This is a genomic window from Ensifer oleiphilus (genome assembly GCF_013371465.1).
Taxonomy (GTDB): Bacteria; Pseudomonadota; Alphaproteobacteria; order Rhizobiales; family Rhizobiaceae; genus Ensifer; species Ensifer oleiphilus.
In genome coordinates this window covers 1-24,777 of sequence record NZ_JABWDU010000009.1, presented here as the reverse complement: position 1 = coordinate 24,777, position 24,777 = coordinate 1, and the positions used below count along the sequence as shown (strand labels likewise).

The 24,777-nt window shown below is 61.9% G+C and carries 21 protein-coding genes; 10 read left to right on the top strand and 11 right to left on the bottom strand.

The genetic code is table 11. The features are described 5' to 3' along the window. Positions 1–70: 70 nt before the first annotated feature. Both HT585_RS26115 and HT585_RS26110 read right to left on the bottom strand, forming a co-directional pair. Positions 71–1,438 carry a sigma-54-dependent transcriptional regulator gene (locus HT585_RS26115; RefSeq protein WP_176355723.1) on the bottom strand — a complete coding sequence of 456 codons (1,368 nt, stop codon included), beginning with the start codon at positions 1,436–1,438 and terminating at the stop codon, positions 71–73. Then, positions 1,435–3,261: an ATP-binding protein gene (locus HT585_RS26110; RefSeq protein ID WP_176355722.1), complete on the bottom strand. Its 1,827-nt coding sequence runs from the start codon at positions 3,259–3,261 to the stop codon at positions 1,435–1,437. Before HT585_RS26110 ends, HT585_RS26115 begins: the two co-directional genes overlap by 4 nt. Positions 3,262–3,509: 248 nt before the next feature. On the opposite strand from HT585_RS26110, the gene HT585_RS26105 reads away from it, so the two are divergent. Continuing rightward, the gene (locus HT585_RS26105) at positions 3,510–4,442 is read left to right on the top strand and encodes a VOC family protein (protein WP_176355721.1); all 933 of its coding nucleotides are present in this window, start codon (positions 3,510–3,512) and stop codon (positions 4,440–4,442) included. 66 nt (positions 4,443–4,508) lie between these two features. Further along, positions 4,509–5,111 carry an alpha/beta hydrolase gene (locus HT585_RS26100; RefSeq protein WP_176355720.1) on the top strand — a complete coding sequence of 201 codons (603 nt, stop codon included), beginning with the start codon at positions 4,509–4,511 and terminating at the stop codon, positions 5,109–5,111. A gap of 3 nt (positions 5,112–5,114) precedes the next feature. On the opposite strand, the gene HT585_RS26095 is transcribed toward HT585_RS26100, so the two are convergent. The 8 genes from HT585_RS26095 to HT585_RS26060 form a co-directional block, all read right to left on the bottom strand. Then, complete coding sequence (locus HT585_RS26095; RefSeq protein WP_176355719.1) at positions 5,115–6,227, bottom strand: ABC transporter permease; 1,113 nt, start codon at positions 6,225–6,227, stop codon at positions 5,115–5,117. Between the two features lies 1 nt (position 6,228). After that, the gene (locus HT585_RS26090; RefSeq protein WP_246707955.1) at positions 6,229–7,377 is read right to left on the bottom strand and encodes an ABC transporter permease; all 1,149 of its coding nucleotides are present in this window, start codon (positions 7,375–7,377) and stop codon (positions 6,229–6,231) included. Continuing rightward, positions 7,374–9,113, bottom strand: coding sequence for an ATP-binding cassette domain-containing protein (locus HT585_RS26085; protein ID WP_176355718.1), 1,740 nt, complete (start codon positions 9,111–9,113; stop codon positions 7,374–7,376). Before HT585_RS26085 ends, HT585_RS26090 begins: the two co-directional genes overlap by 4 nt. Beyond that, complete coding sequence (gene hlyD, locus HT585_RS26080) at positions 9,110–10,120, bottom strand: secretion protein HlyD (RefSeq protein ID WP_176355717.1); 1,011 nt, start codon at positions 10,118–10,120, stop codon at positions 9,110–9,112. Before hlyD ends, HT585_RS26085 begins: the two co-directional genes overlap by 4 nt. After that, a complete protein-coding gene (locus tag HT585_RS26075; RefSeq protein ID WP_176355906.1) occupies positions 10,117–10,821 on the bottom strand; it encodes a CerR family C-terminal domain-containing protein in 705 nt (234 codons plus the stop codon). Before HT585_RS26075 ends, hlyD begins: the two co-directional genes overlap by 4 nt. A 147-nt stretch (positions 10,822–10,968) precedes the next feature. Continuing rightward, on the bottom strand, positions 10,969–12,135 hold the full coding sequence (locus HT585_RS26070; RefSeq protein WP_176355716.1) for an HPP family protein: 1,167 nt from the start codon (positions 12,133–12,135) through the stop codon (positions 10,969–10,971). Between the two features lie 155 nt (positions 12,136–12,290). Next, positions 12,291–13,664 (bottom strand): sensor histidine kinase, encoded by a 1,374-nt coding sequence (locus HT585_RS26065; RefSeq protein ID WP_176355715.1) that lies wholly within the window; start codon positions 13,662–13,664, stop codon positions 12,291–12,293. Beyond that, the gene (locus HT585_RS26060; protein WP_176355714.1) at positions 13,661–14,335 is read right to left on the bottom strand and encodes a response regulator transcription factor; all 675 of its coding nucleotides are present in this window, start codon (positions 14,333–14,335) and stop codon (positions 13,661–13,663) included. The genes HT585_RS26065 and HT585_RS26060 overlap by 4 nt, the downstream gene beginning before the upstream one ends. Positions 14,336–14,613: 278 nt before the next feature. Between HT585_RS26060 and HT585_RS26055 the strand changes: the two genes are divergently transcribed. The 4 genes from HT585_RS26055 to HT585_RS26040 all read left to right on the top strand — a co-directional run bounded on the left by HT585_RS26055 (position 14,614) and on the right by HT585_RS26040 (position 18,571). Beyond that, positions 14,614–16,344, top strand: a complete 1,731-nt coding sequence (locus HT585_RS26055; RefSeq protein ID WP_176355713.1) for a phosphoethanolamine transferase — start codon at positions 14,614–14,616, stop codon at positions 16,342–16,344. A 184-nt stretch (positions 16,345–16,528) separates the two neighbouring features. Next, positions 16,529–16,909, top strand: a complete 381-nt coding sequence (locus HT585_RS26050; protein WP_176355712.1) for a hypothetical protein — start codon at positions 16,529–16,531, stop codon at positions 16,907–16,909. A 197-nt stretch (positions 16,910–17,106) separates the two neighbouring features. Next, entirely contained in the window at positions 17,107–17,772 is a 666-nt protein-coding gene (locus HT585_RS26045) for a metallophosphoesterase family protein (RefSeq protein ID WP_176355711.1), read from the top strand. Positions 17,773–17,899: 127 nt separating this feature from the next. Further along, on the top strand, positions 17,900–18,571 hold the full coding sequence (locus tag HT585_RS26040) for an HAD family hydrolase (protein ID WP_176355710.1): 672 nt from the start codon (positions 17,900–17,902) through the stop codon (positions 18,569–18,571). Between the two features lie 279 nt (positions 18,572–18,850). Here the strand turns inward: HT585_RS26040 and HT585_RS26035 are convergent, their stop codons facing one another. Further along, a complete protein-coding gene (locus tag HT585_RS26035; RefSeq protein ID WP_246707954.1) occupies positions 18,851–19,537 on the bottom strand; it encodes a GntR family transcriptional regulator in 687 nt (228 codons plus the stop codon). Positions 19,538–19,777: 240 nt separating this feature from the next. Between HT585_RS26035 and HT585_RS26030 the strand changes: the two genes are divergently transcribed. The 4 genes from HT585_RS26030 to HT585_RS26015 all read left to right on the top strand — a co-directional run bounded on the left by HT585_RS26030 (position 19,778) and on the right by HT585_RS26015 (position 24,572). After that, positions 19,778–20,806, top strand: a complete 1,029-nt coding sequence (locus tag HT585_RS26030; RefSeq protein WP_176355708.1) for an amino acid ABC transporter substrate-binding protein — start codon at positions 19,778–19,780, stop codon at positions 20,804–20,806. A 72-nt stretch (positions 20,807–20,878) separates the two neighbouring features. After that, positions 20,879–22,027: an amino acid ABC transporter permease gene (locus tag HT585_RS26025; RefSeq protein ID WP_176355707.1), complete on the top strand. Its 1,149-nt coding sequence runs from the start codon at positions 20,879–20,881 to the stop codon at positions 22,025–22,027. A gap of 3 nt (positions 22,028–22,030) precedes the next feature. After that, positions 22,031–23,137, top strand: coding sequence for an amino acid ABC transporter permease (locus tag HT585_RS26020; RefSeq protein WP_176355706.1), 1,107 nt, complete (start codon positions 22,031–22,033; stop codon positions 23,135–23,137). Then, positions 23,130–24,572: an amidohydrolase family protein gene (locus HT585_RS26015; RefSeq protein ID WP_176355705.1), complete on the top strand. Its 1,443-nt coding sequence runs from the start codon at positions 23,130–23,132 to the stop codon at positions 24,570–24,572. The genes HT585_RS26020 and HT585_RS26015 overlap by 8 nt, the downstream gene beginning before the upstream one ends. Positions 24,573–24,777: the final 205 nt, after the last annotated feature.

Sequence of the window (24,777 nt, the reverse complement as noted above, 5' to 3'; positions counted from 1 at the left end):
TCAGTTCCGTCACAACTTTGCAGGGGCGTGGATATCCGCGCCCCTGTTCTCGTTCAGGGGCTCGGTCATGTTAGAGGCCATCGTTGTCGCCGGTGAAGTCGGTCGCCACGAGCTTCTTGTCGAGCCCGAACTTCTGCATCTTTTCATAGAGCGTCTTGCGCGAGATGCCGAGCGATTCATAGACCGGTTTTAACGCACCGCCATGGGCGGCGATGGCGTTGGCGATGAGCCCCTTCTCAAAGGCTGCGACCTTGTCTGCCAGGCGGCCGCCGTTCGTCAGGGGCGAGCCGGCCTCGCTCGACGTGGCGTCCAGCCCCAGCACGAGCCTTTCGGCAGCATTGCGCAACTCACGCACGTTGCCCGGCCAGTTGCGTTCGGCCATCTCGGCCAGCATGTTCTGTGAGACCTCGACTTCGTCTCGGCCATAACGCGCAGCGGATTCGCGCGCAAGCTGCAGGAACAGGAGCGGAATGTCGGCGCGGCGTTGTGCGAGCGGCGGCACGCGCAGCGTTGCGACATTGAGGCGGTAGAGAAGGTCGGGCCGGAAGCGACCTGCAGCCACCTCCTGCTCCAGATCCACCTTGTTGGTGGCGATGAAACGAACGTCGAGCGGCACGACTTCGTTGGAGCCGAGCCGGGTAATCACGCGCTCCTGCAGCACGCGCAGGAACTTCGCCTGCAGATCGATCGGCATCGAGCCGATTTCGTCGAGCAGGATGGTGCCGCCGCGCCCATGTTCGAACTTGCCGTAGCGTGGACGGATCGCGCCGGGAAATGCGCCTGGCTCATGGCCGAACAGTTCGCTCTCGATCAGGTTTTCCGGCAGGGCAGCGCAGTTGATGGCGATGAAGGGACTGTTCGCCCTAGCGCTCAGATCGTGCAGGGTACGGGCCACGACCTCTTTGCCGACACCGGTCTCGCCGATGATCAAGGTGTCGGCATCGGAGGCGCCGATCGCACGGATGCGGTAGCGCAGATCGACCATGACTTGGCTTCGGCCGGGCAGCCGCTGCTCGATGTCGTCGCGCTTGCCGGCAACGGCTTTGAGCCGCCGGTTTTCGAGCACCAGCGCGCGCCAGTCGAGCGCGCGGCGAATGGTGCCGGCGAGCATCTGCGCGGTAAAAGGCTTTTCGACAAAATCATAGGCGCCTTCGCGCATGGCGCGGACGGCGAGCTGAACGTCGCCATGGCCGGTAACAAGGATCACCGGCACTTCTACGTCGATTTCGCGAATGCGCTGCAGAAAGGTCATCCCGTCCATGCCGGGCATGCGGATGTCGCTGATGACGACGCCGGGAAAACTAAAGCCGATGAATTCCAGGGCGCGCTCGGCGCTGGCGAACGTCTCGACACGGAAGCCGGCAAGCTCAAGTGCCTGCGCACTCGAATGGCGCAGTTCCTCTTCGTCATCGACGAGCAGGACACGGCTTTCGATCATTCGGCGGCCTCCTGGCCCAGGTCGTCTGCAACAGGAAGTTCGATACGGAATTCCGCACCGCCTTCAGCGAGGTTCGTGGCAACGAGGCTGCCGCCGAAGTCCTTGACGATGTTATAGGAAATCGACAGCCCAAGGCCCAGCCCCTTGCCGACCCCCTTGGTCGAAAAGAACGGGTCGAAGATGCGCTCGGCGATCGCCGCAGATACGCCCGGACCGCGATCGCTGACCGCAAGCACGACCTTGTCTCCGTCGCGCCATGCACGAAGCCGAATGTGGCGATCGTCAAGCCCCTCGACCGCGTCGGCCGCGTTCGAGATCACGTTTACCAGAACCTGCTGCAGGCGGACGGAGCCGGCGCGCACCACCAATGGTGACGGCCCCAGATCGATGTCGATCTCGGCCGCCGCCGCCTTGAGCCTGACTGTGACGATTTCCATCGTGTCGCGCACGACATCCTCGATCAGCACCGGCCCCAGCTTCTCGTTGGGCTTGCGGGCAAAATTGCGCAGGTGCCGGCTGATTGCGGCCATGCGGTCGACCAGCCCGGAAATGCGCCGGATGTTGTCGCTGGCCTCGTCAGCCCGCCCGCGCTCGATCAGCAAGACTGCACTGTCGGCATAGGTCTTTGCCGCCGCCAGCGGCTGGTTGAACTCGTGCGAGAGCGCTGCCGACATCTGGCCAAGACCTGCGAGTTTGCCTGCTTGGATCAGGTCGGCCTGGGTTCGGCGCAGCTGTTGCTCGGTCTGGCGCCGTTCGGCGACTTCCTCTTCAATCTGCACGTTGACGCGCGCGAGATCGGCCGTGCGCTCATCGACGCGCCGCTCGAGTTCGGCCTGTGCTTCCGCCTGCATGGAAATGCGCTCGTTGAGCCTGGCGCGCCGCTGCCAGAGAATACCGGCGGCAAGGCCGGTCAGACACAGAAGCAGGATGGCGGCGATAACGGTGGTCAGCGCCTGGGTACGGACGGATGCCGTATCGGTCAGCACGTTCACTGTCCAATCGGCGTCGGCCATGTGCTGGGATAAAAGCAGATACTCCCGGCTCTTGTCGCCGGAGGCGATCGTCATCAGATCGTGATCGGTTAGGCGGCCGCGCGTCACAGGCAGCGCGCGCAATGTCGCATCGGCGTAGCGTCTCGACGTTTCCGTGCGCGCGAGCCGCTCGGGCGTCAGCGGCAGCACGGACGCATAGAGCCACTCCGGCGTGCCGGACATGAAAACGATACCCTCCGGGTCGGAGACGAAGATCTTGTACTCGCCGCCCTGCCAGGATGCCTCGATGCTCTCGATATCGACCTTGAACACGATGACGCCGCGGATGTCGTCACCAACGCGGATTGGTGAGCCGAAATAATAGCCACGCTTCAGCGAGGTCGTGCCAAGGGCATAGAACCGGGACTGCCGCCCTTGCAGTGCCTCCTGGAAATAGGGTCGGTAGCTGAAGTTCTGGCCGACGAAGCTCGTCGGGCCGTCATAGTTGCTGGCGGCAATCGTGTCGCCATCCGGTGTAATCACATAGATATCGGACGATTTGAGCAGTGAATTGATGTCTTTGAGATAGGCGTTCACGGCCTCTCTCAGCCGCCGGTCGCGCGGTCGTGTGGCCAGCTCCTGAATGTCGTCGTGATCGGCAATCAGAGCGGGCAGGGCCTGATAACGGTTGAGATGGCCGTCAAGCGCTGCCACGGCGAGGCGGAGTGCCGTGTTTGCCTGTGCCGATGCCTCGTCGAGGTAGCTGCGCGTCGCCACCGCATTGCCCTGCCAGGCGAGGGCAGAAACCACCAGCGGCAGCAGGATGGCAGCAAGGATCAGGCGGTATTTCACGGAATGTCCGGGCTCCTCCTCCCACTCGCTCCCGATGGCCACGCTGTGGCTGATGCCAATATTAAGCAGCCGCCGGTCCACTCACAAGACGTCGGGTATGTGCTCCCTGTTCGTTCAACGATTTTCCTCAGTCGTCAACAAAACGTAGACAATGCGTTTGGTGGCGACTGTCTTTCGTAAAGGCCCGGATGAGCGCATCTATGCGTCATGACAAAGCCCGGTCTCGACGGGCGGAAAGGATCACGGCAATGCTCAATCAGATCAAGGGCCTGCATCACGTTACGTCGATGGCGGACGACGCCTTCACCAACAACCAGTTCTTCACGAAGACACTCGGCATGCGCCGCGTCAAGAAGACGGTGAACTTCGATTCCCCTGACGTCTATCACCTCTATTATGGCGACGAGGCCGGAACGCCTGGCACGGTGATGACCTACTTTCCCTTTCCGCAGATGCCGCGCGGGCGTGCTGGCACCGGTGAAGTCGGCACCACGGTCTTTTCCGTTCCTGAAGGGTCGCTCGGCTTCTGGCGCGAGCGGCTTTCGAGCCTCGGCGTCACCGGGCTCAAGGAAGAACAGACCTTCGGTGAAAAGCGGTTGAATTTCGCAGGCCCTGATGGTGACGGCTTCGCGCTTGTCGAAGTGCGCGACGACCCGAGGGCGCCCTGGACGGACGGCGGCGTTTCGGGGGATCACGCGATCCGCGGCTTCCATTCGGCGGCGATGCGGCTTCGCGACGAGGTGGCGACAGCGGAGCTTCTGAAGTTCATGGGCTACGAGGAACTGGCCCGCAAGGACGGCGTCACGCGCCTGATCATGCCGGGTGGCAATGGCGCGGGCGTGATCGACCTCGAGACCATGCCGAACCTCAATCGCGCCGCCCAGGGCGCAGGCTCCGTGCATCACATCGCCTTTGCCGTCGACAACAGGGAAAAGCAGCTCGAAGTGCGCAAGGCGCTGATGGACACCGGCTATCAGGTGACCCCGGTGATCGATCGCGACTACTTCTGGGCGATCTACTTCCGTACGCCCGGCGGTGTCCTGTTCGAGATCGCCACCAATGAACCGGGCTTCAACCGCGACGAGGACCTCGCCCATCTCGGGGAAGCACTGAAACTGCCGCAACAGCACAAGCACCTGCGGCCTGTCCTCGAAAACCACCTGCAGAAGCTGGAAGCTTAGGGCGCAGGGCGGCCGGGCGATGCTCCGCCGCCGATGCGACATCCGGCAAGCAACAAGGAGATTTCCATGGCCGATCACGGCTACGTCCACAAACTGAAGGCCGGCCAGCCCGGCAATCCGATCTTCTTCGTCTTCCACGGCACGGGCGGCGACGAAAACCAGTTCTTCACCTTCGGCACGCAACTGATGCCGGAAGCAACGATCGTTTCGCCGCGCGGCGACGTGTCGGAACATGGCGCTGCCCGCTTCTTCAAACGGACCGGTGAAGGCGTCTACGACATGGCGGACCTGTCGCGGGCAACAAAAAAGATGGCGAGCTTCGTCAAGGCTACGTCCGAGGAGCACGGGGCCACGGAAATCGTCGGCCTCGGTTACTCGAACGGAGCGAACATTCTGGCCAATGTGCTGATCGAGGACGGCCTGTTCGACAAGGCGGTGCTGATGCATCCGTTGATCCCGTTCCGTCCGAAGGACAATGCGGCGCTTGCAGGCCGTCGCGTGTTGATCACGGCCGGTGAACGTGATCCGATCTGCCCTGCGCCTCAAACGCAGGCCTTGGCGGATTACTTCACGGTGCAGGGCATAGGCACTGAAATCGAATGGCATGCCGGTGGCCACGACATCCGCCAGAATGAAATCGCGGCGATCGAGCGTTTCGTCAGGGGCTAACAGTTACTCCAGCCGGCGGCGGAACAACCACGAAGCGGCCGAGAGCGTGACGAGGGCGATAATGCAGAGCGGTATCGTCTGGCGCACGACCTCGGCCAGCGGAATATCCTTCAGGAACACCCCCTTCACGATCACCAGGAAGTAGCGCAGCGGATTGACGAGCGTCACCGGCTGCAACCAGGCGGGCGTGTTTTCGATCGGTGTCGCAAAGCCCGAGAGCAACATTGCCGGCACCATGAACAGGAAGGCGCCAAGGATCGCCTGCTGCTGCGTCATCGATAACGCTGAAATGAACAGCCCGAGACCAACCACCGCTGCAAGATAGAACACCGCGCTGCCGTAGAGCAGGAACAGCGAACCGCGCAGCGGTACGCCGAAGATGAAGACGGCGGCGAGAATGTAGACCGTGATATGGAACATCCCGATCATCATTGGCGGTATCAATTTGCCGATCAGGATCTCATGTGTCCTGAGTGGCGACACCATTAGCTGGTCGAAGGTGCCCAGTTCCCGTTCGCGCGCGATCGACAGCGCGGTGACGATAAGGCCGATTAGCAATGCGATGCTGGCCACCAGGTTGGGCACCATGAACCATTGATAGGTGAGGTTCGGATTGAACCAGTTTCGTGCGACGACCGCGATCGTCTCGGAGGCCGCGCGCTTGCCGGCCGGCGTATCGGCGGCAAGCGTGGCGACGATGCGCCCGAGATAGCCCGAGACGATCTGCGACGCATTCGACCGGCGCCCGTCGAGGATGATCTGGACCTCCGCCGGCCGGCCCGCCTCGATCTCGCGCGAGAAGGTCGGGTCGATCTCAAGAACCGCTATGGCGCGTTGCCTGTCGATGGCGTCGCGCACCTCCTTCTGGTTGTCCGTAAAAGCAATGCTTCGAAACGTCGGGGAGCCGTCGATCCGCTCGACCAGTTCCTGGCCCCAATGGCCGTTGTCCCGATTGAGAACCATGACGTCGACATTCGTCACTTCGAGCGTCGCCGCATAGGAGAAAACCAGAAGCTGGAGGATCGGCGGTCCGATCAGGATAGCGCGTCCCTTGGGATCGCGCAGCACCGCCAGCAGTTCCTTGACGATCAGCGCCTTCAGCCGTGTCCACCACATGTCAGCCGATCCTCTTGCGGGTGCTGCGTGCCGCGAGCGCGAAAAAGACGCAGCCGATCAAAAGCATGACGGCAATCGACTGCAGGAACATCGGCCAGATATCTCCGGCCAGAAACACCGTCTGCAGGCTCGGGATGAGATAGCGCGCCGGCACGATGAAGGTGATCCATTGAATGACCGTCGGCATAGAATTGATCTCGAAGAGGAAGCCGGAAAGCAGAAACGCCGGCAGGAAGGCCGAGATCAGCGCGAGTTGGGAGGCCAGGAACTGGTTCTTGGTTGCTGCTGAAATCAGCAGGCCCTGGCCGAGCGCCGGCATCAGAAATGTCGCTGACAGCGCGTAGAGTGCTGCAACCGAGCCCCGGAACGGCACGCCGAAGAGGAAGACGGCCAACAGCACGCAAAGCGTCATCGACGCGAGCCCGAGCAGGAAGTAGGGCAGGAGCTTGCCGGCAAGCAGTTCCGCCGCTGATACCGGCGTCGCCATCATCGCCTCCATCGTGCCGCGCTCCCACTCGCGCGCGACCACCAGTGAGGTCAGAAGCGTGCCGACGAGGGTCATGACGATGGCGATCGAGCCGGGCACGAGGAAGTTCCGGCTGGTCAGCTCCGGATTGAACCAGAAGCGCTGCTCGACCGAGATCGCCGGTGGTTGGCCAGCGTCTTGCCCGCGTTGCTGGCGCTCCCAGTTGGCGACAGTCGCCTGGGCGTAATTCTGCACGAAATTGGCAGTGTTCGGATCTGACCCGTCGACCATGACCTGCAATGCCGGATGCCGTCCGGCGACGTGATCGGCTGTAAAGCGGGCTGGTATGATGACAATGCCGCGAAGCCGCCCGAGCACGAGATCGTCCTCGAAATCGCGGCGGTCGCGGCCAAGACTGACGGAGAAGTAGCGCGATGCCTGGAACCCCGCCGCGAGATCGCGCGTCAGAGGCGTCTCCTGTTCCACGACGAGGCCGATGCGGGTTTGCGTTGTGTCGAGCGATACGCCGTAGCCGAACAGGAACAAGAGGATCATCGGCAGGACAAAGGCGATGAGAATGCTGCTGGGATCGCGGACGATCTGGTAGCTTTCCTTGCGCACCAGCGCAGCAAAGCGTCGTCTGCGTCCGGCTGTCGGCGTCTCGGTTTGCGCGGGCATTGTCATGCGGCCACCTGCTTTTCTTCCGATCCCTGTACCAGCGCGATGAAGGCGTCCTCCATTGTTGGGTCGGGGCAGGCCGCAGTGGCCACACGCTTCTTCAATTCGTCCGGCGAGCCTAGCGCGATTGAGCGACCGCGATAGATGAGCGAAATGCGATCGCAGTATTCGGCCTCGTCCATGAAGTGGGTGGTGACCAACACCGTCACCCCCTTTTCGACAAGACCGTTGATATGGGTCCAGAATTCGCGCCGCGTGATCGGATCTACGCCGGAGGTCGGCTCGTCGAGAAACAGGGCTTCCGGTTCGTGCAGAACGGCGCAGGCGAGCGCGAGCCGTTGCTTGAGGCCGAGCGGCAGGTCCTTGGCAGACATGTCGAGCAGGCGACCAAACCCAAAAATCTCGACCATCAGCCGCGTCCGCTCCCGTTTGCGTTCGCCGGACAACCCATAGACGCCGGCAAAGAAATTCAGGTTCTGCGCGACGCTGAGGTCGCCATAGAGCGAGAATTTCTGTGCCATGTACCCGAGGCGATTGCGGGCTTCGGCGGCATCACGGCGCAGGTCGAAGCCGGCGACCCGGCCTTCGCCGGCACTCGGTTTCAGCAGTCCGCACAGCATCTTGAATGTCGTCGACTTTCCGGCGCCGTTCGGGCCGAGCAGGCCAAAAATCTGGCCGCGTGGAATGTCGAAGCTTATGTCGTCGGCTGCGGTGAAATCCCCGAAACGCTTCGTCAGTCCATGCGCCTCGATCACCGGCTTACCATCTTCGTTGGCAAACGGCGTCTGGACCTCCGCCAGCTTCGAACGGCCGCCGGGGCCACCGCCCAGCATATCGATGAATGCGTCTTCAAACCGCGGTGGCGCCACGGTTGCCTGGGGCACGGATCGGGTCGTGTCGGCCGGCGTTGCCGGCGGCGTAAATCCCGGCGCCATGACCAGGCGGATGGCGCCGCCCTGGATAACGCCATCGACGACACCGTCCGCGTCAAGGTAGCGTGCAAGGGCCTCGCGTTTTCGTCCGGTCGTGCCGGAGATCTTGAAGACGCGGTCGGCGACCCGTCCCGTCAACTCGGCGGGCGCGCCTTCGAAAAGCAATTTGCCTTCGTTCAGCAACAACACCCTGTCGCAGGCTTCCGCCTCGTCGAGATAGGCCGTCGACCACACGACGCCAATACCGGAGGCCGTCAGGTTTTCGACCATTTTCCAGAGATCTCGCCGGGATATGGGATCGACGCCGACGCCCGGCTCGTCGAGCAAAAGCAGACGCGGTTTGCGCAGCAAAGCGCAGGCAAGCCCTAGTTTCTGCTTCATGCCTCCGGAAAGTTTGCCGGCCAGTCGGGATGTAAAGCGCTTGAGGTCGGTGAATTCCAGCAGTTCGTCGTATGTCGCCTTGCGTTCACCCAGCGGAAGGCCGCGCAGGTCTGCATAGAGATCAAGGTTTTCCTGCACGCTCAGGTCTTCGTAAAGTCCGAAGCGCTGTGGCATGTAGCCGATGGATGCCTGAATGCTGGCGGCGTCCTTGGCGGTATCGAAGCCCAATACCGCCACCGTTCCTTGGTCAGGAAGCATCAGGCCGGTCATCAGCCGGATCAGCGTCGTCTTTCCCGCGCCGTCGGGGCCGACAAGGCCGGTGATGCGACCGCCGAGAATGTCGCCGTCGACATGATCAAGCGCGGGCGCATCTTTTCCAAAACGCTTGACGACACCACAGATCCGCACGAAGTGCTCGTCGGCGGTCATGATGTGCTTCCAGCGGCTGGCGGCAGGCGAACGGTGACGGGCATGCCCTGGCGCAGATCCACTCCCGGCTTCGACACCACGATACGCAGGCGGTAGACAAGATCGGTGCGCAGCTCCGGTGTCTCGACCGACTTCGGCGTGAATTCGGCAACGGGAGAAATGAAGCCCACCGTTGCCTCATACGGCCGGTCCGGGGCCGTATCCGATATGATCTCGACTTTCATGCCGGGATGGACGCGTCCGAGGTCGGGTTCGGCGATGTAGGCGCGCACCCAGACGGGCTGGTTCAAGGAAATCACATAGGCGGTATCCGATGGCGCAATCATCGCGCCCGTTTCGTGAACGCGGGAAAGGACAATGCCATCGTCGGGCGCCAGAAGCCGGGTATCGGAAACCGAAGTGCGGGCACTGGCGAGCCTGGCTTCCGCCGCCTGGACCTGAGCGGCGGCAGCAGCGATGTCTTCGACCCGGCTTCCCTCTTCGAGCAATGCGAGCGCTTCGCGGGCAGAGGTGGTACGGGCGGCCGCGGCTGCGCGTGCAGCACTCGCTTCATCAAGGTTCGCCTGCGAAATCGTGCCGTTTGGCCGCAATTGCACGGCGCGCTCATAGGCAAGGTCGGCATTCTGGAGTTCGGCGATCCGCTCCTCGTGGACGGCCCGGGCCTGAGCGATCTCGCTCTTGCGTGCGCCGGCCCTCAGCTTTTCGAGATTGGCACGCAGCGCACCAAGGTCAGCCTCCGCCGCGTCCACGGCCTGTTGAAAAGGCGTGGCGTCGAGGTTGCCAAGAAGATCGCCGGCCTTGACCGGGTCGCCTTCGTCCACGGCCAATTTGGCTATGCGCCCGCTGACGCGAAAGCCGAGAGACACCTGCCTGATATCGACATTGCCATAGAGCACCGAGGCCGGCCGCTGCTCCAACCATCCGAACCGTGAAGGAAGCTCAAACCACCAGCCCGCGGCTGCGGCTGCGGCAAGCAGGGCGACGGCAATGGGTATTTTGCGGCTCATGGCTGGCGTTCCGTATTCTCGCCGAGCGCTTCGACGAGGCCGGCCGCGTGGCTTTTCAGTATCTCGAGTTCGGCGGGGCCGACGGCGTCCCACCGCATCTGCCGCAACAGTGCTGCGTGCGCCATGCGGAAAACGAGGATGCTGCCGACGAAGGACAGTGTCTTCAGCCGCACGCGCTCCGATGCCGGATCGTCACCCAGGATCGTGCCGACCAGCCGACCGGCCATGCCGATCATCGGCCCCATGATATTCTCATAGACCCGCGCGAAGGCTTCCGTCGGCTCCATCTGCTCGCGGATGATGAAGCGCGCCCAGCTCTCGGATTGCCGGCTGACAAACAGTCCGACCATACGCTGGACCATCTGCGTCAAGAGGGCGCGGGCCTCCTTGGGACTCATCACGGCGCCTTCCGCATCAAGTCGTGCCAGGCGCTCCAGGATGACCGTTCGCAGATCGGCGACATGCCCGCCGATGATTTCCGCCAGATGCTCGGCCGCAGCAATGTAGAGACCTTCCTTGCCGCCGAAATAGTAGGGGATCGCCTGCAGGTTGACGCCAGCGGCATCGGCGAGCTTGCGTGTGCTTGCGCCGTCGAAACCATAGCGTCCGAAGACGTCGATCGACATCGAAAGCAGCTTCTCTTTCGTGGCGTCGCCACGATCGGGTTTGGGTACGGATTGGGAGTTCTTGTTTTTCATCATGTGCGCATAATACGACATTCAGTCCATTAAGTCAATCGAATGAATTGTTACTGATGTGACCACGCTGGCTCAGCCGGAAGCCCGGTTGACTATTCGCCACGACTTGGTTTTGTAGCGCTCTTGCCGGGAGCTACATCGGGGAAGATGTCAGGCGACGTCGCGCTCGTCGTCATTCTCCAGCCTCCGCTGGAAGAGCGCGGCAATCAGATCGGACTGCGTGACGATGCCAACCAATCGGTTGTCGGCGTCGACGACGGGCATGTGGTGAAGCCCCATGTCGGCCATTGGTGGGACGAGTTTGGCGATCATCGTTTCCGGCAGTGCCGACTGCACGCGACGCGTCATGATCTCGGAAACGAGCCGCGGCGCTTTCGGTCCAAAGCCCATGACACTGCCAAGCCGCTGCGTGAGGCCGCCTTGCGGTGCCAGCATGGCGTGCTTGATGAAGTCGGTCTGGGTGATGATGCCGACGAGGCCGTCCTTTTCCGTCACCACAGGCAAGGCCTTGATGTCGTGTTCGAGCAAGGTCTGCCAGGCTTTGCGGAGCGAGGTCTCCGGCATTGCTGTCGCTACGTCGCGGGACATGACCTCGCCGCAGGTGATTTCGCCCGAGCGCCGATTGAAGGCGCGGATTTGCGCCTGATGGATGAGCGCATCGAGCTCGTCCGGGCTGATATCGACAACCTCGCCATACTGCGCCAGCACCGCCTGCAAGTCGTCCGGCACGATGCCGAGACGTTGCGTCGGCAGGGGATCGTCGGTGCGGTGGGTGTTGCCGGCAGGCGTCAGGTGAGGGTAGCGCCGGCCCGTTGCGTTGTTGAACAACAGGGCAACGACGAGGATGAGGGCGGAATTGATCGCGACCGGCGACAATACGAACCAGTAGCCGGCCTCATGGATCGATGTGCCGCCAAGCACAGCGGTCAAGGCGACCGCGCCGCTCGGTGGGTGAAGACAGCCGAGCAGCAGCATGATCGCGATTGCAAGCCCGACGGCGACTGCTGCCGCAATCACCGGCTCTGGAATGAGAAGGGCTGAGGTCACCCCGATCACGGACGCGACGATGTTGCCGCCGAGAATCGACCAGGGCTGCGCCAGCGGGCTGGACGGCGCGGCGAAAAGCAGGACGGCCGAAGCGCCCATGGGAGCAATCAGCAGCGGCAGGTTGGCATCGGCACCAAGTGCCAGCGTGCTGACGAGGCCGGTCAGCAGAATGCCGACAAGCGCGCCAAGCGAGGCGCGTAGGCGCTCCATATGGCTGACCGGAACGAGCGATGGGATGAAACGCTTGAGATAAGCGCTGGCCTTCGACATGGGAACTCGCGAGCGACAGGATCACTGATTGCTCAGGCCAATAGCATATGGCGATAAAATGGGCAGGGAATCTGCATCCAAAAAAACGCGACGGATTAAAATATATGCACGGCCTGCATCGGATGAATTGTGGGCGCAAGCCGCGCAGCCGTCGATCATGAAGCCGTCATGCCGTCACACCGCGCCGCCGAGAAGTCGATGGTAATCTTCGTCCCTTTGTCGGGTGCAGTCTCGACTGCGATCTGTGCATCATGCAACTCACTAATACGCTGGACGATTTTCAGCCCGAGACCGATCTGACCGGATCGTTTGATGTAGCCGAGATCTTCATGATGTTCGGGCAGGTCGACGAGCCCCCGACCATCATCCTCGACGCTGACCGTCGCGCCCGGGCCGCAGGCCAGCACGATGCGGGTGGCCGGCGGATTATGCTTGACCGCGTTCTCGATCAGGTTGCGCAGCATGTTTTCGACGAGCGCCGGGATGACCGTGACGGCGGGCGTTCCTTCGTCGACGAATTCCAGCGATTTGTCGTGATCGAAGACAAAGGGCGCGATCGCCTCCGCAAGGCCCGCACCGATCTGAGAAAGATTGGCCGCCTGATAGGCCGAAGGATCGACTGCGTCGGCACGGGCAAGCGAGGTCAATTGCTCGAGAATATGCGTGAGGGCATCGAGATCACGCTCGGCATTGCGGGCGCGCGGGTCGTCGATGTGGCTGAGTTCCATCTTCGCGATCGAAACGGGTGTGCGGATCTCGTGCGCGATGGAAGAGGAGAACAGCTTCTGCGACTGGATCAGGTCGGCAACCCGGGCCAGCATACGGTTGACGGCAGTAACCAGACGCGCAATCTCCTCCGGCATGCGGGTGAGCGGCAGGCGTGCACTGTTATCGCGTGGATCCAGCCGATCGGCCGCCGCCGCCGCCATGGCCACCGGTTTCAGCGCGCTGCGGATCGACCAGATCGTCGCGCCGATGACGAGGCAGAACATCACGGTCATCGGCACGATCATCGAATCAAACATCTCGTGCAGCAGCGCGCCGTACATGAAGCCATTCGGATCCTTCAGGATGGCCAATTCGACCAGCACCGTCGCGCCCGCACGCTCGAAGGTCTGCCCTCCGGCGACGCTGAACGGCTTGCCTGGCTGAATTTCTCGTTTCCAGAAATTGGGCGCGTCGACGCTGAGCGGCAAAAAATGCTCGGCACATTCCGTCGTGCAATTTGAGTAGAGCAGAGCGCCAGACGCCGTTCGCACCCTCAGGAAAATCGAACCGTCGCGGTCATGTCGGTCGAGGTAACGTTCACTCAGTTCGTGACCCGGCTCGAAACTCGCGATGCCGTTGCGGACATGGATGGCGCTCGAAAGCGTTTCCGTTTCCTGCTGCAGCATGAGGACGCTGAGCTTGTCGTCGTCGAACCAGTAGTCTGCGAAGACAACGCCGATCTGGATTGCCATGGCGAGCAGGGAAAAGGCGAGGATGCGACGGGAAACGATACCGATCAGCGATGGATTCGGCTTCGTCATGAAGCGCGCCTGAGAAGATAGCCAATCCCGCGGACGGTCTCGATCTGGATGCCGGTCTCATAGGCCTGCAGCCGTTTGCGGACCCGAGAAACCGCGAGCTCAAGAGCGTTGGGGCTGACCTCCTGGCCATACTCGGAGAGAGCGGTCTCGAGCTTCCGTTTGGGCACGACGCGACCGACCTCGCGCATGAGGATCTCGATCAGCGAACGTTCGCGTGGCGGTAGCGGAACGACGACGCCGTCGCAGGTCAGGTCTGCGGTTGCAGGGTCGTAGCGCAGAGTGCCTGCCTCGAGCACCGGCTGCACGGCCTGTGGATTTCGCCGCAGCATGGCGCGGCATCGCGACAACAGCTCGCGATGGTGAAAGGGCTTGACCAGATAATCGTCAGCGCCGGCATCCAGACCGGCAATACGCTCGTCGACCGATCCCCGAGCGGTGATGATCAAGACGGGCAGACCAGGATATTCCTGGCGAACGCGGCGCAACAGCGCCAGCCCATCGCCATCCGGCAGGCCGAGGTCGAGCAGGATCAGATCGTGCTCCTGAGCCGCGATGGCAGCTTCAGCTTCCGAAACGCTCGATACTGCGTCGAGCCGCCAGCCGGCGTCGCGCATGGTTTCTCCGACCAGTTCTACCAGTCGCGGACTGTCTTCAACCAGGAGCAGGCGCATCGATACGTCTCGGTATGACCATTCTTGGCCCGACCATATGGGCTTTCTCCGTGGCTGCCAACTCCCTCGCTGGGGCCAACCAAAACGGTTGCCGAAGAGCCGATAGGCAATCTTGACGGGGTTTCGACAGCTTACCGGGCGTATCTCGACAGGGCAGGAGGAGGCTGCAATCGAACCGGCGACCCCGCATGACGCGGCCTCCGCCCTTACTTGATGCCCGCGACAACGTCGGCCGCATACAAAAATCGGCCCGGCAGTCGCAGCAGGAGAAGACTGTTTTGATGGTCCCAAGAATCCGCCGGCCAGTGCTCGGCAGCATCACGCTCAGCGCAATCGTCAGCGTCTATCTGCTCGCTATCACCAACAATTCCTTTTGGAAGCACGCGGCGGTCTATTTCGATCACTCGCGGCTGTCGCTGCTGTCATTCGGGATAGCGCTCGCGCTTGCGACTTTCGCTGTTCTGACGTTTGCGTCGGTCAAATACGTCATGAAACCGGTGCTGATCTTCCTCATCGTCGTCTCATCGTCGGCGGCCTATTTCGTCGACTACTTCGGTGTGATCATCGACAAGGACATGATCGGCAATGCGGCCGTCACCACCCAGGCGGAAGCGGGCCATCTTCTGACCGGCAGCCTAATGCTGCACCTGTTGGTTTACGCGGTCATTCCGTCGATGTTTGTGCTCTGGGTCAAGGTTCGCCATAAGCGCTTCCTGCCCAAGGCGGCTTTCAATCTTGCCGTCATAACCCCGTGCCTGCTCGTCAGCGGCGGGTTGGTCTATTCGGATTTCGCCAGCGTTGCCTATGTCATCCGCGAGCACAAGGATCTGATGAAGCGCTTCAATCCGACCGGACCCGTTTCCGCCGCCGTCAGATATGCCTCCTCGATCTACAAGGAGCGCAATCTCGTGGTGCAGCCGCTGGGCACCGATGCCCGGCAGGGCGCGCGCCTTGCCGCGGCAGGCAAGCCGGTCGTCGTGGTCGTCGTTGCCGGTGAAACCGCCCGGGCGATGAATTTTTCGCTGAATGGCTACGAGAGGGAGACCAATCCGGAACTCAAATCTCTTGGGGTCATCAATTATACGGACACCACAAGCTGCGGCACGGCAACGGCGATTTCGCTTCCATGCATGTTCTCGGTTTACCCGCGCAACGAGTATAGCGACTGGAAGGCCCGTTCGACCGAAAACCTCACGAACGTGCTGACCCGCGCTGGCGTTTCCGTGTCCTGGTGGGACAACAACACCGGCAGCAAGGGCATCGCCGATCTCATCAGCTTCGCCAGCATGACGAACCAGAAGAACAGTCCGCTCTGCAACAATGGCGAGTGCCTCGACGAAATCTTTCTGGGTGAACTGGACAAGAAGCTCGCGGCGACCAAGTCGAACAGCGTCATTGTGCTCCATCAGCTGGGCAGCCATGGCCCGTCCTACTATCTGCGCTATCCGGAGAAATTCCGGCGGTTCAAACCGGATTGCCGGACGGCTGAACTGATGAAATGCTCGGTCGAGGAAATCACCAACGCCTACGACAATACCATCCTCTACACCGACCATGTGCTCGCAAGCGTTGCCCGCCTGTTGGAAAAGCATCAGAACGACATCTCGGGTGCGATGATCTACATGTCCGATCACGGCGAATCCCTCGGCGAGAACGGCATCTATCTGCATGGCGCGCCCTATGCGATCGCACCGCGCGAGCAGACGCAGGTTCCTTTCGTCACATGGTTTTCTAAGCCGTATCAGGCAGCGATGGGCGTCGATACGGCCTGCCTTGCCAAGGAAACAGATCAGCCAAAGTCACACGACAACCTGTTCCACACCGTGCTTGGCATGATGGATGTGGAGACGAAGGTCTACAACCGTGACCTTGATGCGTTCGCCAACTGTACCCGGCAGGGGCCCGCAGGCAAACCGACCGTGTCGACCTTCCAGGCTGCCGATACGGCGAATGATTTGCCGGCCGCGGTCGTGCCTGCTGTCGCCACGCCGGACGCCAAGGCGCTCTGACTGTTCAGCCCACCCGCCGCAGGCAGAACAATTCTGATCGATGCTTGGAACAAAGCATCCGCCTGCGCACTTCCCTGCATGCCCACATGTTTGCGTCAGCAATACTGCTGTCAGCGCGTGTGGCGACGGAGACGCCAGTGCCAATCCGCGCTGGAGGTCCATCTTTTTGCTGAGGGAGAAACTGATGCAGGTCGTCGGAATACAGGTTTCCGCTGAACGCGCCGGCAAGGCCGGCTTCACCGTAGAGTTCGTCGGCGCGGAAGGCGAAGTCGTCACGGTCACGTGTCCTCAGGATGCGGAAGCATCTCTGAACAGGTTAAATGCGGTGGCCAGGGCAAAGGACATCCTGTCGGCTGCGCTTGAAGCCGATGAAACCGCGCTCGATGCGTCCGGTCAGCCGCATCCGAGTGGGGCGGCGAGGGACCCTCTGCCCAATGCGCGCACCGCGCATGACACGGGAACGATGGAAGAGCAGCTCGACGAAGGGCTTGAAGACACCTTTCCGGCCAGCGATCCCGTTTCCATTGCCAGCTCGGCGATCGCCAAGGGAAATTCCCGTCGCTAGCGACGGCGGTTTTCGTGCTCCAGTTCGAACTTGAGACGATGCGCGATCGATGATCGGCGCGTCGTCCGTTTTGCCTGCCCTGTCATCGTCGGCCTTGCCGTGTTTCCGCCATCCGTGCAGTCTATCGGCGTTCGCAGTCGAACGTTGGGCATCCGCTTAGGCGTCTATGTGTTCGTCGAACGCCGGAGGACTGGCGCATGTGTGCGCAGCATTTGACCTTTGCCGTCGGCGATATCCATGGCTGCCTGGCCGAGCTACAGGCGCTTCTGCTTCAGATCGAAGACTATGCGCCTGAGGGCAGGGTGATTTTTCTCGGCGACATGATCGATCGTGGCCCCGATAGCCGTGGCGTCGTCGAATTGATCATGGCAGGTCCGCAGAAGCAGGGCTGGAGTTGGCTGGCGCTCAAGGGCAACCATGAGGAAATGCTGCTCGGTGCCCGCACCGGCGAGAGCGATGTCGACTGGTGGCTGCTCAATGGTGGCAAGGAGACACTGGCATCCTACGACAACGTCATTCTCGGAACCCATCTGAAGTGGCTGATGCAGCTTCCTTCCATTATCGTCGAGCCGTTTCGCATCTTCGTGCATGCGGGTGTCGACGAGACCATGCCGCTGGAGCGGCAGGGTGACGAAACCTTCCTCTGGATCAGGCGCCCGGATCATTATTCGGGCGACTATTGGGGCAAACACCTTTGCCACGGCCACACGCCGAGCCGAAGAAACCCTTCGACGGTCGGCAACCGCACCAATGTGGATTCGGCTGCCGTCTTCGGCGGCAGTCTTTCCTGCGCCATCTTTGACGATGACATTCCTGGTGGCCCCATTGGCTTTCTGAGCGTTGGCGGCGGTGACCGTTTGTAACTTGGCGTTGCGGAAGATGATCAGGGGTTCGTCGAATTGCGTTGTGCGCCCGCCCGGCAGGCTGTAGGTGTGCCGAAACTCTCGGGCGGGCTTTCCCGCCCATCATCGCAGCTTCAGGGGATCACCGTTGGATACCGCGCCTTCATCTCTCTTCGCCAAGAATTTTGCTGCTCTCCTTTTCGATATGGATGGCACGCTGCTCAACTCGATGGCCGTCGTCGAACGCGTTTGGGGTGCCTGGGCCGTCCGCAACGGGCTCGATCCCGTGGAAATGATGAAGACGGTGCATGGCGTTCGCGCCGTGGACACGATCCGCACGCTTGAACTGCCTGATATCGATCCGGAGCATGAAGCCCACGAGCTTGCGCTTGCGGAAATCGCCGACGTAGAGGGCATCATCGAGATCGAGGGCGCTATTGCCTTTCTCAATTCGTTGCCGGCGGAGAAATGGGCGATCGTCACATCGGCGCCGCTCGACCTCGCAATTCGTCGCCTGGCGGCCGCCGGCATCCCGACGCCGAATCTGATGATCACCGGCGAAGATGTGTCGATCGGAAAACCCCATCCGGAAGGTTATCTCCTAGCTGCCGAGAAACTGGGTGTTCGCCCGGAAGACTGCATCGTGTTCGAAGACGCACCGGCCGGTATTCTGGCCGGCAGGGCAGCCGGCGCGGAAGTTATCGTCATCACCGGCGCGCATGACGCTGCAGCCGACACGCCGCATATGACGCTCGCCCGCTACAACGATATCGAAGCGGGCATTGCCGAGGATGGCATGCTGTCGTTGCGCCGCCGTTAAGCGTCCGCATCGAGCGGCGCTTGCCGGTGCGAGGGCCGCTTACGCCAAGAAGCTGATGAAAGCCGGAGAGCCTGATCCAGGGCCTCCGGCTTTTTCGTTTGTCGGCTCAGGTCGTGGCCCAGCACTGACCTGCCGGCTGAGTCGGGTATACTGAAAGGCTGCTTGTTTCAGGCATCCGACCAGTAAAATAACAGTCGCCGGTTCGCGCTTCGGGTCGATGGTGATGCCGCCTGCAAGCGAGCGGGTTGCTGAACGCCAGCAACGCCGTTATGACGGCGTTCAGTTCTCGCTGGCGTAACGCTTGAGGATCTCGGAAATATCCGGCTCGGCCTTGTCAGGGTTGAGTTCGGCGCGAAGCTCGACGGCGTCGAGGTGTTCAAGCATGATCTTCTCTGCCGCGGCAATATCCTTCGACCGCAGGGCGCGGATGATCTGAATATGTTCGTCGACCGCGCATTCGGGTGAGTGCAGACGGGCGAAGCGGGCGAGGATCAAGGAGCAGCGCGAGACGACTTCACGCACAAATCGTGTCAGTGCCTGGGAGCCTGTCAATTCCGCGAGCAGAATATGAAACTCGCCGGCAAGGCGTATCGATAGCGGTCCGTGATCGGAAAGCGCCGCCTGCTCCTCGCGCACATGCTGTTCGAGGCGCTTGAAGCCTGAGGTGCCGAGGTCCGCCACGAGGCGCCGGATGACCTCCGCCTCCAGCATGCGTCGCAGCGAGAAGATGTCGCGCGCCTCTTCCAGGGTCGGTTCGGCGACGCACGCGCCCTTGTTGGCTCTGAGATCGACGATGCCTTCGGCGTTCAGGCGCACGAGCGCACCGCGTACGCTGGTGCGGCTGACCTTGAAATGATCGGCGATCGTATCCTCGGATAGCTTGGTGCCGGGCTTCAGTGCCTGCTCCAGGATGGCCTGGCGCAACAACCGATAGACGACCTCGCTGCGGCTTGATCTCTCAGACAAGGTTGCCTCCCCAAGCAAGCCGAATGCGGTCGGCAAAACATGTCCCAAGACTTCGATAGCGCCCCCAGTCATGCGCGTCAATATTGTATACAATAATGTTGCCATTTGTATCCGACTATCGTATGCAATTGACGGCGCCGGTGGTACACTCCTGGCGCCGACCCATGCGGGAGGAGGCATGCGAAGAGGATCGCGTGACCCGCGCCGGGTCGAGATTGTCGTAGTCATCGGGAGGGGAAAATGAAGAAAAGAATTCTGCAACTCTGCGCCACCGCAGCCGGTATCGCTGTCGGCCTCACGGCGTTTACCGCCAGCGCCGCCACCACGCTTGAGACGGTCAAGGCGCGCGGCAAGCTGATCTGCGGCGTCTCGATGAGCACGCCCGGCTTTGCCACCGCAGACGCCAAGGGCCACATGCAGGGCTTCGACGTCGATGTGTGCCGCGCCGTCGCTTCGGCGGTTTTCGGCGATCCGGAGAAGGTCGATTTCGTCCTGACGAACATCAACACCCGCTTCCAGGCGCTGCAATCCGGCGAAATCGACATGCTGTCGCGCCAGACCACCCACACGTTCTCGCGCGAAGTCTCGCTCGGTCTCGATTTCGGCCCGACCGTGTTCTACGACGGCCAGGGGCTGATGGTGCCGAAGTCGCTCGGCGTCAACAGCGCCAAGGAACTGACGGACGCGGCGATCTGCACGCTGCCCGGGACGACGACGGCCCAGAACCTCAGCGATTTCTTCCGTTCGATCGGCGGCAAGTTCGAACTGGTCGTGTTCGAAAGCCCGGATGAAAACCGCAACGCCTTCTTCTCCGGCCGTTGCGAGGCGATCTCGTCGGACCGTTCAGACCTGGCATCGATCCGCGCCGTCGCCAACAATCCGGACGACTATGTCGTTCTGCCCGAAACGATCTCCAAGGAGCCGCTTGCTCCTTCTGTCCGCCAGAACGATTCCAACTGGCGCGATATCGTCTCCTGGTCGGTCTGGATGCTGATGGCGGCGGAAGAGCGCGGCATCACCCAGGCCAATGTCGATGAGATGGCCAAGAGCGAGGATCCGGAAATCCAGCGCATGCTCGGCGTCAGCGAGGAGCTCGGCAAGATGCTGAACCTGGACAACAAGTGGGGCTACAACATCGTCAAGGGTGTGGGCAATTACGGCGAGGTGTTCGAGCGCAACCTCGGCACCAAGACGGCGCTTGGCTTGACCCGCGGGCCGAACACTCGCTGGAGCGAGGGCGGCCTGCTCTACGCACCGCCGTTCCGTTGATCTTCATCGGCCCGCGCCCTGGCGCGGGCCTTTCCGTCTTCGACGTTCCCCTTGCCCGGCAGACGTGTCGCCATGTCCCTGTTTTATGACGCGCGCATTCGCGCGTTCCTGTATCAAACGATCGCGATCGGCGCTGTTGTCTTCGTCGCCTGGATGATGTTCAGCACGGCAAGCGCCAACCTTGCCAAGCAGGATATTGCCACAGGCTTCGGCTTCCTGGCGCGCCAGGCGGGTTTCGTCATTACCGAAACGGCGATCGCCTACGAGCCGACGGATACGTTCGGCCGCGCCATCCTTGTCGGCATCGCCAACACGGTGAAAGTTTCGGCGCTAGCCGTCTTTTTCGGAACGATCCTCGGCGTGCTTGTCGGAATCGGCCGTCTCTCGCACAACCCGGTCCTGTCGCGGCTGATGCTTGCCTATGTCGAGGCGCTGCGCAACGTTCCTTTGCTCCTCTATCTCCTGCTCTGGTATTCGCTGATCATCTCTGTGTTTCCGCCGGTCAAGCAGGCGATCGAGATGCTGCCGGGCGTTTTCCTTTCCAATAGCGGACTGGTGATGCCCGCCATGCGGTGGGCAAGCGGTTTAGAAGCTCTTCTCATCGCGTTGGTCGTTGGCACCGTCGCCGCGGTCGTGGTTAGCCGCATCCTTGCTCGTCGCCGCATCGCCACGGGCAAGGAGATGCCGGTTGCCACCATCGCGGCATTCGCAATCCTGCTGCCGTTCGCAATTATATTGCTGTTCGCCGACATCTCGGTCTCTCTCGATGTTCCCGAGCTCGGGCGTTTCCGTCTGACCGGCGGCTACCATGTCCGGCCCGAGTTCGTGGCGTTGCTGATCGGCCTGACGCTGAGCGCCTCGGCAAACATTGCTGAAATCGTGCGCGCCGGCATTCAAGCCGTCAGCAAGGGACAATGGGAGGCGGCAACGGCCCTCGGCCTGCCGCGCTCGCGCACGCTGAAGCTCGTCATCCTGCCGCAGGCGCTGCGCATCATCGTGCCGCCGCTGACCAATACCTATCTGACGGTGTTCAAGAACAGCTCGCTTGCGATTGCCATCGGCTATCCCGACCTCGTGATGGTTTCCAACACGATCATGAACCAGACCGGCCAGGCAATCGAAGCGATTGCCATCTTCATGGCCGTCTATCTCGGTCTGTCCATCCTGATTTCGCTGATGATGAACTGGTACAACGCGCGCGTTGCGCTAAGGGAGCGCTGAGCCATGGCCCAGTTTGAAGGCTTCGTTGCCGACACGACCCTGATGGCGCCCGCTGCTCGGCCGCCGGCCCGCAACCGCACCTGGCTTTCCGCCTATTTTGGAACGCCCGGCAACGCCGTCATCACCATCGTCTGCCTCGGCACAATCTTCGGCCTCGCCAAGCTCGCGATCGGCTGGCTGTTCGCCGATGCGATCTTTGCCGGCACGCCGGCCGAATGCAAGGCATCCAGCGGTGCCTGTTGGCCGTTCCTGTCGGCGAAACTGCGCTACATCTTCTTCGGCTTCTATCCGTTCGACGAACAATGGCGGCCGTTGACGGCGATGCTCATGTTCCTCGGCGCCTGCGGCGTGTCGATGGTGCCGCGGACCTGGGGCAGGGCGCTTGCGGTCGTGTGGATCGTGGTCATCCTGCCCACACTCTACACGCTGATGGCCGGTGGTGTGTTCGGCCTGACCCCCGTGCCGACGACGCAATGGGGCGGCCTGCCGCTGTCCTTCATGCTTTCCTTTGTCGGGCTAGCCTGCGCCTTGCCGCTGGGGATTGCTTTAGCACTTGCGCGTGCTTCGAGCCTGCCGGCGATCCGCGTTCTCGGCGTCGGCTTCATCGAGATCGTGCGTGGCGTACCGCTGATCAGCATCCTGTTCATGGCGACGGTCATGTTGCCGCTGTTCATGCCTGACGGCATCACCATCGATAAATTGCTGCGGGCGCAGGTCGCGATCATTCTCTTTGCTGCCGCCTACATCGCCGAGATCGTGCGCGGTGGCTTGCAGGCCGTTCCCAAAGGACAGATCGAAGCCGGCCACTCGCTCGGGCTGCACTACTGGCAGATCATGCGTAAGATCGTGCTGCCGCAGGCGCTTAAGAAGGTGATCCCGCCGCTGGTCGGCCTGTTCATCGGCTTCTTCCAGGATACGACGCTGGTGACGATCGTCGGCCTGCTCGATTTTCTCGATACCGTGCGCACAGCGATGCGCGATCCGCAATGGCAGGGTATTGCCGTGCTCGAAGGCTACGTCTTCGCGGCGGTCGTCTACTTCTTTTTCAGCGCGCTGATGGGCGCGTACAGCCGTTTCCTCGAGCAATATTTCAGGACCACGCATGACTAAGTCAGTTCACGTCATCCGCAAGGCGCACACCGTCGTCGGCTTCGATGCCGGCAGGAAAAGCCATGTCTATTTCCAAGACGCCGACGTCGCCTATGACGACACAGGCTTCATCCACGTCGGCGGGCACTATGACGGTGCCTTTGCCAGCGAAACCTCCGGCGCCGACCGCATGGTGATGCCCGGCTTCGTCAACGTGCATTGCCACTCCGGTGAGGAGCCGATCTCCAAGGGCATCTTCGAAGATGCAGGGACGTCAGCGCTTTGGGGCAATGCCCTCTACGAATACTCCAACCTGCTGGAGATCGACGACGGCGCTATCGAGGCGTCGTTGACCGTGATGCTGGGCGACCTGATGCGCAGCGGCGTCACGACGCTGCTTGACATTGCCGGACCCCATGAAAGCTGGCTGCCAACGCTGGCGCAAAGCGGCGCACGCGCCTACGTCGCGCCCGGCTTTCGCGAAGCGCAGTGGCATGTCGAAGACAGCCATCGCCTTGATTTCATCTGGGACAAGGCGCGCGGACGGGAGGCTTTTGCCCGGGCGCTCGATGTCGTTGACGCGGCCGCAAGCCATCCCTCCGGCCGCCTTGGTGGCGTGGTTGCGCCATCGCAGATCGAAACCTGCTCGGCCGAATTGCTGCAGGACGCGGCAGCCGAGGCGCGCAAGCGCGGCATGCCAATCACCATCCACTCCGCCCAGACGATGGCGGAGCACGAAGAACTTCTGCGCCGGACCGGGTTGACCGCGGTGCAGTACCTGGAAAGCCTGGGGATCCTCGGCGACAACCTGATCCTTGGCCATTGCATCTTCGTCGACAGCCATTCCTGGACGCGCCAGCGTACCGACATCGATCTCGGCCTGCTGGCGGCGCGGCGCACCACAGTCGGCCATTGCCCGGTTACCTTTTCGCGCAGCGGCATGGCGCTGGAATCGGTTGGCCGTTATCGCCGCGCCGGCGTCAACGTTGCGCTCGGCACGGACAGCTATCCCTTCAACATGCTGGAAGAGATGCGCCAGGCGATGATCTGCGCCAGGCTTTCGGGCAAGTCGGTGTTCGACGTCTCGACAGCGGATATTCTCGAGACGGCAACACTCGCCGGCGCCCGCGCGCTTGGCCGGGACGATATCGGCAGGGTTGCCGTCGGCGCGAAGGCGGACTTTCTTGTTGTCGATCTAAAACACCACGCGATGCAACCGATCTACGACCCCTTGCGCAACCTGCTGCATTGCGCGGCCGAACGCGCGATCGAAGAGGTCTATGTCGACGGGCAATGCGTGGTGCGTCATGGACGTCCGACCATGATCGACTATGACGGCGCTGTGGCTCTGCTGCAGGAAGCTCAAGATTACGCCTGTCGCAAGGCGCCGGAAAACGATCCGAAGAAACGACCTATGCGCGATCTGGCGCCGTTGTCGCTGCCCATTGGGCGGTAGGCGGGGCGATCCGCGAACATGAGGTTGAGGAGCGCCGGCAGTGCCGGCGCTTTCGTGTTTCAGGCTTGCGCGACCAGCTGCGGCTTTTCAGCCGCAGCATTGTCCTGCTTCGGCTTCGCGAGGGAATGGCCGTCCCTGAACAGTTTCCACTTTGTCGGTCGGAACGCGACCCTTGCGCGGTCCTGTGTCGTGGTGCGTTCTGGCG